Origin of the sequence: Oribacterium sp. P6A1 (assembly GCF_000702885.1) — a bacterium.
Lineage (GTDB): Bacteria > Bacillota > Clostridia > Lachnospirales > Lachnospiraceae > Oribacterium.
Genome location: NZ_JNKO01000014.1, coordinates 63673 through 71752, shown reverse-complemented (window position 1 = coordinate 71752; position 8080 = coordinate 63673). Strand labels below are relative to the sequence as shown.

Here is an 8080-nt window from a genome sequence, read left to right as displayed (position 1 = left end):
GGGTCTCCAAAGTTGTTTGGGGTCTGACTTCAATGGGGGCTAACATTGGGGTCAATGTTTAGGGTCTAACTTTGGGGTCTGAGATTGGGGTCTGAAATACGTTTTTTAATTAAATTTATAAGAAGAGAAGATCTCTGTTTTTAGAGACCTCCTCTTCTTTTTGGCGTCTTGCGCCCACTACCTCCCGGATCTATCATTGGATTTGCTCAAAAATTCAATAAACAGGAGGTTACATGAACAGTATAACAGACTTACTGGATCTTGAAGATAATGATGTCACCATTACTGATATCACTGTCGAAGGAGCCACTAAATTAATCACCTTGGAAACTTCTGCAAAGCAGTCTTTCTGTCCTTTGTGCGGTTTCCGTATGCACTCGCGAGGTATCAGGACTCGTAAGGTACTTCACCCTATTCTCCAGGACGGTTATTCCCTTATCTTACTATTAAAGCAGCGCCGCTGGAGATGCATCAATAATGACTGTCGGTTTGAAACAAATGAAAATTTTAAATTTGTTGATAAAAACCGCCGTCAAAGCAACGCTACTGACATGCTCATTGTTCACGCTTTTCGTGATCTGAACGAAACATCTGCATCCATCGCAAAGCGTTTCAACACTTCAGATACTCACGTTAACGAAATATTTGATCGTTACGTAAAGCTGGATCGACTTGAATTGACTGACATCATTTCTATAGATGAAGTTCACACAGAAATAGAAAGTGATTGTAAATACGCTCTTGTAATTCAGGACTTCCATACCGGGGATCCCATAGATATCTTAAAAAGCCGCAAATCATCTATTACCGAGCCTTACTTTTCCAACATCCCTATCGAAGAACGTAAGAGAGTAAAGTACCTGATATCAGACATGTACAACCCCTACATTAGATTTGTTGATAAGTATTTTCCTAATGCTGTCTCCGTTGTGGATTCTTTTCATGTAATCCAATGGATGAACAATGGCATTGATAAATACTTTAGACAACTCCTGAAGAAGTATCGAGATCGGGATAGGGAGCGCTTCTTAAGCTCTCTTCAGTCGGATACCGTTATCCCTGACAGAATTTATCCGCCTTTATCCGATGAAGTATATCTGCTTTCCAAATACCGTTTTCTCGTTTTATCCAACCAGGCAAACATAACCTACCATTCCGATACCAGGTACGATAAGCACTTTCATCGCCTTATGAATACTTATGACTATGAAGATGCTCTTTTTAAGATCGATCCACATCTGCGATCGCTTCGTGATTTAAAAGAACTCTACATTCAGTTTAACACCCATTATGCAGGAGATGTCCTTAATGCCGGAACCGAGCTTGATAAGCTCATTAAGCTGTACGGATCCTGCGAAGAAAAGATCTTTCGGGATTTCTCTCATACTCTTAAAAACTTTCGGGATCCTATACTTAATTCCTTTGTCATGGCTCAGAAAAATGGCCCTTGCGGTCTTTATGATTCAAGATTATCCAATGGACCTATAGAATCCCTTAACAGAAAGGTAAAGGACTTAAAACGCGCGGGCAGAGGATACAAAAACTTCGAGCATTTCAGGAACAGATTTCTCTATGCAACGAGGAACCGTCCTGTACTTAATGGAACAGATTCATCCATACAGATACACAACTATGAAGATGATGATGAATACATTGATTAAAACAGCTTTGGAGGATAATCAGACATGGATAAAAATGAAAAGTATAGTGTTATCGAGCCCGATGACTACGATTGTTTCGAAAATTGTGGAACAATAAATAGCTTATGCTTACTGATTGATAAACTGGTAAAGAATCAGCAATACCTCGAACTTCAGTGCATAGGTCTTCGCTATGAGTTAAGTAAATATCTCAGTCCCGAGCATGGCGAATTTCTAAAAGAAGATATCCTTTCCGCTCTGGGGGATCGTTATGACGGAGAATCGGCTTATGAGCTGTATAAAAATCTACTTTACAGAGGTCATGATCCTATGGCTTCAAGGAAATGGATACGTGAGGTTGAAAAAGCAAGCCGAGGTGATGGAGAGACTTGGTTCTGATCAATAGCAGCCCCCAATCTCAGACCCCACAGTCAGACCCCAAAGTTAAACCCCAATAAAAAGGCATGATAAAAGGGTCAGACCCCACTGTCTGACCCTAAATAACTTTGGGAAACCCCACTAAACTTTGGAGATCCCAAATCTTCCCACTGGCTTTGTTAGGGGAGAACCTCCCCCAACAAACTGGATGAAACTTTTTTTCCTTTAGTCACGTCACATTTATACCACCCCGACCTAAATGAGGTATTTCCTCGTGTATAAAGTGAATACCATCCTTTTCCATTTATGTCCAAAAGAACTATCTTGCCCTCATCCGTGATTTTTGCTCTTACTTTATAGGGCTCCCCGATTAATTCATTTTCTAAAGCTTTTATTTCTACGCGATCTCCTTCTTCTTTAGTTGCTTCTGCTTCAACCTGACAGACAATAACGGTTGACTTTCCTCGTTTTTCAAGCACTTTATAAAATGTTGAAAAGTAACCTACCTCATCACACATTCCTTTATTAAATATTTCTCCAACTACCACATCTTTGTTAGACATCGTCCATGCCATCGCCGTACCTCCTAAAACTGTTGTGAATGAAGTTTTGATTCTATGCATGAAGAATAGCATGGTGTAAACAGGGATTGCGTCAAGGGAGTGTCGTAAACAGAGTTCCTCCGGATATGTTTTGACATTATAGATATTGATTCCATGGATATATCTGTTTATAAATCTGATATGTAATGGGAGTTGCGATGAATTGATTATTATCTTCATATCACAAATCAGTTTATCAATTGTAAGACTGAGCTAATTTTTTCAATGCCTCTTCTATGGACATAATTTGAGAAATTCATACAGTTTATTGTCTTCATGATGTGTTTTATTTTGATATTCTGTCATTTTTTTACCTTTCCTTTCAATTCATCCGAAATATTCAAATTTTTAAATCCTTTGGCATATTCTGTATGTATCGGCCAGATGAGTTGCTTAGGATTTACTTCAGTTATGACCTTGGCAATAAACTCAGGATAAGCGTGTCCGCTGGTGTGCTTTTGAAAAGCATGATACTTCTTACAAAAATCGGCCAGCTCCTTATTGTATGCAGCTTTCTCGGGATCAAGATATCCTTCCCACATGGAATAAATCATCTCTGGTTTTACATCTGACAGTTCATCTATGACACGTTCATAGTGATCATATTCACTCACGATAGCAACAAATCCATTCTTTCTCATATCATCGAGAATACGATAAGCTTCCTTATTGTCAGCCTCTTTACTGTCAGATAAAAATGGAATCTTCTTTGCTTTCCTGAAATCATATATCCGAGTTCCATACTTTTGACCAGCTGTACGATACACTCTGAACTGTTTCAGAATATAACTGTTGGCATACATGTTCATTCCGTTTGCTTTGGCTGCCTGATAGAAGCTGGCAATGGTATCGACATTTGTGGAAGATACTTTCAAGAAAATGTATCGGTGTTCTTTGAAATATTCCTTCGCCCAGGCAAGCAGATCTTTCTCGGAGAATTTCTTTTCATTTGCTCTCTCTCCCATCATGGTGCCTTCAGTGATAAGGATATCCACCGGTCTGCCGCCCTTATGAACATAGTATTTAATAACGTCAAGCATGGTGTTATGCTTTTTACCATTTTTAAACGTCTGACCACGGTGACCGTGATCTCTGAAGTCGCCGGTGTGAAGGATATTGGTTCCATCTGCCTCTACGAGATACATAAAGGCATCATAGGCAGAGTGGTCCACCGAGTAGCCGGTCACGGTAATATCATTATTTATTTGAATCGGAACCGCTCTCTCCACGAAAGTGATGGAGCCTTTAGCACGTCGTTCACTGAGTTTTTTAACCGCAGCATCGTCATGTATAGCCTTTCTTATATTAAGCATCACTTTAAATGTGACCTCACCCATGTACAGATCCACGTCATCGGGAATCTCCATAAACCTCCCGATATGATCTCCATGATAGTGAGTGAAGAATACTGCATCTACTTTTTCATGCGCCCAGTCAAATTCTATATTCGTTTCTTTTTTTGTCCCAGGAAGGTTTTCTCCGAAATCAATTACAATTTTTGTTTTGTCCGTAGAGATAACGGTAATGCATCCGCCTATCTGATCTCCCTGATAAATATTAATATTTGCAGCCATTGATTTTCTCCATGTAAATTTGATGAGAGCCATTATGAATTATTAGCTATATATAATTCCGTTTGCCTTTATCGCGTTTTTTATGAAATGGCATTTGTAAGTATTGTGGTGTTGCTGCTGCTCAGTCTGTACTACAAGATTCCATATATCTTGATTTCTTTCTTGTAATCATATCTTATTACAAGATATTCTTATTTTACGTCAACGCTATGTCGTATAAAACGGTATATTATATAAGCTTTTTGCTCAATAAAGGATTGTTATGTGCTTATGGATATGGAAAAACCTTCAAAGATGACCAGACAGCTTAGGTTGTATTATCGCCTTAACAGCTCTCAGATTATTGGTCCGGATGATATCATGCAAGAATTTAATATAACAAGAAGGATGCTTCAGCGTGATCTAAAAGACATTAGAGATAGTGGACTTCTTAATACTAAACTTGACCGTGCCAATAATAGTTATGTCAAGATAGCTGCTGTTGCTTTTGATGAAAAAATCTCTGATCGTCGCAAAGCTCACCTTATCCGCTTATACCGCATAGGAACACTGATATGGTCATTACCTCATATCAGCAAAGCTACTCTTCATATGTATGAAAATAAGATTGAAGAGTATGAATATGCCCTTCAGGAATCTCTTGATGATCCTAAGCAGTACCCGCCGGAATATCTCCCCGATAAACCTGAGCTTCCTGAATTTCCGGATCTTAAAGCGCAATACTATGAACTTTTCCCTGATAGTAATGAAAGAACCCGGCAGCGAGACTTTGAGGAGCTTAACCGTGCCGGATTCAGGATATATTATGAAAGAAAGTATAAGGCATTCTTTTTTGAGTGCGATGAATATACAGGAGAGCTAATGGACATCTGATCAGCCAACATTTAAATTCTATATAATCCTATGTTTGGATTATTATATTCCACTTTTTGTGCCTGATGCCTGTCAGATGAAAAGCTTGCATCTGTTTCCCATATTTGTTTTGCATCATCGGTAAACACCAAAAGAATTTCCGGTTCTAAATCTTTAAAATCTTCATATTGGAAACTATCAGAATGAGACAAACCTCTAAGACCTAATTGAGCGTATTGATTCAGTATATCGCAAGCCTCTTTTCTTCTGTTTATGAGTCCGTTGTAGTGTTTCATTTTATTAATATGCTCATTAAGCCCGGAATTACCGGCCATCGCTTCTTTTGTGCATTTAACTTCCACAAATACAATGCGTTCCGGCAGCCCATTCTTACCAAATTTTATAGCCTGCATATCCGGCTTGTTGTTATTCTCATCCTGATTTCGTTCATTTATATTCTTGTGCTTTTGAGAAAATTCCATATCGTAAAAGAAATATCCGTTCCTGGTATAATTGAAAATGCTGTATAGTTCCTGTTGCCTTTTTTTCTCGGTTTTTCCTGCGACTTTAACTTTTTTTCCATGCTTAAAGTAGTCCACTACACCATCTTTGCCTTCAACCACAAAATACTTCTTAAACATTGGTTTGAGAATTTCCTCATAAATCGACGATACTTGCATATAGCTTAGTGGCTGATTGGATTTTAGTGATCTTTTTAGTGTTCCGACTGTAATATCTCCTGATGGAGTTTTCCCTATGGTTCCGCTGAAATTATACTTTTGGCATAATGTTTCAAAGTAATCTTTCCATTTTTCGCAATACCTGGCATGGTTAAAGCTGATTTCTATCATACCACTTGCTAAAACTGTGAAGATAATATGATTTTCGGAGTAGATAGTTATACGAGGACGACCGTTTCCTCTAAAGCATAACTCCAGTTCCTTATGATTTTTTACCAAGTCTACAAAATGATTCAAAGGCTTTTTGGAATCCTTCCCAATAAATGCTTTTAACTCATTTTTAAGTAGCGCCCTGTTGTCTTCATCATGTGGTTTCTTTTGATATTCAATCATTTTACCGATCCTTTTTAATTAAAATAATTCATCATCTTTGTTTGGAAATGTTACTCGCAGTTTTTTTATGCCATTATCATCAGTAGAGAAATCAAAACTTGGATCATTTTTATCATCATCGGTAAGACCTCTGATATGGCGAGTGATTTTTGCATCGGATAGTTCGATACTATTGTTTTCTATTTGGCATATTTGATATTTACTCTCTATGAATTTGCGAGCCAACGGACTTTTCGATTTAAGAATATTATCGATATACAATTTGTCGTTTTCTTCGTTTAGTAATTCAAAAGAGTGTCTGGTTGAGGGATGAACATAACATTTGTTGTTATTAAAATATGAAATGTATTTATCCGGAATAATGATCTTCAATGATTTCTCCTTTTTTAGTTGCTTTTAAGCATTTATCAGTTGGTGTTATACCAATATAGTAGCATTAGCATTCGTTTGCTTGTGACAACGGAATGTCGTATAACTGCTTCGATATATTTATCGTTTAGCAGATTATCAAATATAAGAATATGGGCTCAAATAACGTAAATGATGTACTTTTAGCTAAAATCACTAGGGATTAGTAATCTGTATCATATAGGCATAGTAACACAGGTACTTAGATAAAAACGTCAAAAGATAGTTGTGAAAAAGCCCGAAACCATCATCAGTTGAAAATGGTTTCGGGCTTTTTGATAAAAAACATATTATATGTATTTTGAAATATAAATATTAGTTACCTTAAAGTAATCTTTTTAGATTGATGTTAGATGGTACTGCGTGCTGATGCATTACATCCTGTTGGTTTATCCGGTACTCACCTTATATCATACATATATCTCTTAAGTGTGGTAAGGGCCTTTTCTTTTGCCTCCTCTTCGTAGAAGGATATACGGAGGGCACCTTCACCGTGGTCACGGGCATTGTTAATGCCGATGTTCTTTATGGAGATACCCTTGGATGCAAGGATAACTGAAATGGTGGAAATGGCACCGACTTCATCCGCGATATCAACGGAGAAGCTGTAATCCGGTGTAAGAGCACCCTTGTTTTTGGAGTCAATAGAATTTCTGTAGGCTCTTGAACTCTCAAACATGTGAAGAATCTTCTTGTCCGATACCTCCTTCTTTAGTGAAGTTGAGATATCCTGAAGGGATTCAATGTAGCTGTCGAGAAGTGTTACAAGCGGAACGGAGTTTGTGTCACAGATCTGCTCCCACATCTCGGGGCTTGAGCTTGCGATACGGGTAATGTCTCTGAAACCGCCTGCTGCGATGGTCTTCATAAGATGTGACTCGTCGTCAGAATCCTTTACTATATTAACCAGTGAACTTGCGATGATGTGCGGTAGATGTGAAACCGCAGCAACTGCTCTGTCATGTCTCTCTGCAGGTACTATGATAGGGATAGCACCAAGGGATGTTGCCACATCTCTAAGCGTATCCACAAGTCTAGGATTCTGGTCTGAAATTGGTGTGATGATATAGTAAGCGTTGGAGAAAAGATAATCTGTTGCAGCCTTATAACCGGTCTGTTCCGAACCTGCCATAGGATGTCCGCCAATGAACTTGTCCTGAAGGCCAAGCTCAAGTGCTTTGTTGCAAACCGTCGTTTTGGTAGAACCTACATCTGTAAGTACTGCGCCATCTTTCAGAAGCTTACTGATACTCTCCATATAGGAAATATTGGTCTCTACAGGTGCGCAAAGAAATACTATGTCTGCCTCTGAAAGTCTCTCACTGTCCGGAGTATCAAGAACCACATTGATGATCCCATCCTCCTGGGCTACTTCAAGATTGGACTTGTTTCTTGCATAAGCCATGATACGCATGGTGGGATCTTTTTTCTTGAGTCCCTTAGCAATGGAGCCTCCGATGAGGCCAAATCCTATAAATGCTGCTGTCTTCATAATCATCTTCCTCTTCTCGTAATATTTTTAAGCACTTACACACTTTAATGCGTTTAAGTGT

The 8080-nt window shown here is 38.5% G+C and carries 8 protein-coding genes; 3 read left to right on the top strand and 5 right to left on the bottom strand.

What is annotated here, in order from left to right; genetic code table 11:
• Positions 1-233: 233 nt before the first annotated feature.
• Together T515_RS10585 and T515_RS10580 are read left to right on the top strand one after the other, a co-directional pair.
• Positions 234-1661, top strand: a complete 1428-nt coding sequence (locus T515_RS10585) for an ISL3 family transposase (RefSeq protein ID WP_036608681.1) — start codon at positions 234-236, stop codon at positions 1659-1661.
• A gap of 24 nt (positions 1662-1685) precedes the next feature.
• Complete coding sequence (locus T515_RS10580; RefSeq protein ID WP_036608680.1) at positions 1686-2039, top strand: hypothetical protein; 354 nt, start codon at positions 1686-1688, stop codon at positions 2037-2039.
• Between the two features lie 158 nt (positions 2040-2197).
• On the opposite strand, the gene T515_RS10575 is transcribed toward T515_RS10580, so the two are convergent.
• On the bottom strand, positions 2198-2593 hold the full coding sequence (locus T515_RS10575) for a hypothetical protein (protein ID WP_036610811.1): 396 nt from the start codon (positions 2591-2593) through the stop codon (positions 2198-2200).
• 329 nt (positions 2594-2922) lie between these two features.
• Positions 2923-4194 (bottom strand): MBL fold metallo-hydrolase, encoded by a 1272-nt coding sequence (locus T515_RS10570; protein WP_036610808.1) that lies wholly within the window; start codon positions 4192-4194, stop codon positions 2923-2925.
• Positions 4195-4554: 360 nt separating this feature from the next.
• Here T515_RS10570 and T515_RS10565 point away from each other — a divergent pair, with 360 nt between their 5' ends.
• Positions 4555-5067 (top strand): hypothetical protein, encoded by a 513-nt coding sequence (locus T515_RS10565; RefSeq protein WP_242839365.1) that lies wholly within the window; start codon positions 4555-4557, stop codon positions 5065-5067.
• Between the two features lie 11 nt (positions 5068-5078).
• Here the strand turns inward: T515_RS10565 and T515_RS10560 are convergent, their stop codons facing one another.
• The 3 genes from T515_RS10560 to T515_RS10550 form a co-directional block, all read right to left on the bottom strand.
• On the bottom strand, positions 5079-6119 hold the full coding sequence (locus tag T515_RS10560) for a hypothetical protein (protein WP_036610805.1): 1041 nt from the start codon (positions 6117-6119) through the stop codon (positions 5079-5081).
• Between the two features lie 18 nt (positions 6120-6137).
• Positions 6138-6491 carry a hypothetical protein gene (locus T515_RS10555; RefSeq protein WP_036610804.1) on the bottom strand — a complete coding sequence of 118 codons (354 nt, stop codon included), beginning with the start codon at positions 6489-6491 and terminating at the stop codon, positions 6138-6140.
• A gap of 436 nt (positions 6492-6927) precedes the next feature.
• On the bottom strand, positions 6928-8025 hold the full coding sequence (locus T515_RS10550; protein ID WP_036610797.1) for a prephenate dehydrogenase: 1098 nt from the start codon (positions 8023-8025) through the stop codon (positions 6928-6930).
• Between the last annotated feature and the right edge of the window lie 55 nt (positions 8026-8080).